Origin of the sequence: Acinetobacter sp. YH01010, assembly GCF_013420775.1 — a bacterium.
Taxonomy (GTDB): Bacteria; Pseudomonadota; Gammaproteobacteria; order Pseudomonadales; family Moraxellaceae; genus Acinetobacter; species Acinetobacter amyesii.
In genome coordinates this window covers 1-1463 of sequence record NZ_VOYF01000064.1, presented here as the reverse complement: position 1 = coordinate 1463, position 1463 = coordinate 1, and the positions used below count along the sequence as shown (strand labels likewise).

1 pseudogene is annotated in these 1463 nt (G+C 43.5%); it reads left to right on the top strand.

Annotation, left to right across the window (positions count from 1 at the left end):
- Window positions 1-220: 220 nt before the first annotated feature.
- Window positions 221-1360: pseudogene (locus FTT77_RS17175) on the top strand (ISNCY family transposase); the annotation flags it as partial.
- Between the last annotated feature and the right edge of the window lie 103 nt (window positions 1361-1463).

Genomic DNA, 1463 nt, shown 5'->3' with positions numbered 1-1463 from the left:
TGAGAACTGCCTTGTTTTGAAACTTGGTTGGCTTTAATTAGTTTTTAGTATTCTTTATAGAAAATGCCTCGATCAAGGGGCATTTCTAACAATCATTTAACATAAAATTTCTTATGTGAAGTAACCTTGTTAGAAACCATTTAAAGTGTCTATATTCTCACCAATAAAAATGTCTAGTTTATGATGGTTTTTACCATCATGGACTGGATATAAATTAGAGATGTTGATCACTATGTCTGACAAGGAAATTCAACGTCTTGCAGTTCTGCAAGACGTTCGAGATCATCGTATTACCCAGGTCCGTGCTGCTGAAATCCTGAATCTTTCCACTCGTCAAATTACCCGGTTATTGCAGAAACTCAATCAAGACGGTGTTTCAGGTCTGGCACATGCCAGTCGTGGTCAACCTGGCCATCATCGCCATGATGAGTTATTAAAATCAAAATGTCTTTCCATTATTTCTGAACATCTGCTGGGCTTTGGACCTACCTTGGCGCATGAGAAGCTCAGCAGCATATTTGACCTGAATATCCCGGTAGAAACGGTTCGGCGCTGGATGATGGCCAATGACCTCTGGATTCCGCGATCCAAGCGCCTTAAACGTCCATATCAGCCACGTTATAACCGGGATTGCTTCGGTGAGCTGATCCAGATTGATGGCTCATATCATGACTGGTTCGAAGGACGCGCTGCTAAGTGCTGTTTATTGGTGTATATCGATGATGCCACTGGAAAGCTGTTGCATCTACGCTTCTGTGAGGCGGAAACCACCTTCGACTATATGCTTTCAACCCGAGCCTACATTGAACAATACGGCAAACCTCTGGCCTTTTATAGCGACAAACATTCGGTATTCAGAGTTAATCAGAAATCCAGGAAAGACAGCCAGATCACGCAATTTGGGCGGATTCTGAACGAGTTAAATATTGATATTATCTTTGCCAACTCACCACAGGCTAAAGGTCGCGTAGAACGCGCGAATAGAACCCTTCAAGACCGTTTGATCAAGGAGATGCGTCTGGAAGGCATCAGTTCAATTGCCGAAGCCAATGCATGGCTACCCTGCTTCATTGAGCACTTCAATCAGAAGTTTGCCAAGTGTGCGAGAAACTCGAAGAATTTACATCGATCTTTAACGGAATCTGATGCTGAGCTGGAGGATATATTCACTTGGCAGGAACCGCGTAAGGTCACGAAGAACCTAACCATCACCTATGACAAGTGTATTTATCTGCTTGAACCGACAGAGCTGAATCATAAGCTTGTTGGGCAATACATTTCATTTCTGGAGTACCCGGATGGCACTGTGGCCCTCATGCATGAAGGACGGAAGATCAACGGCACTGTTGCAAATAGGCTGACATGATAAGCTAAATATCTTATTTATTTCGAGATACAGCAGATGAATCCCTTCCACGGTCGGCACTTTCAAGGTGAAATCATTCTTTGGGCTGTTCGTTGGT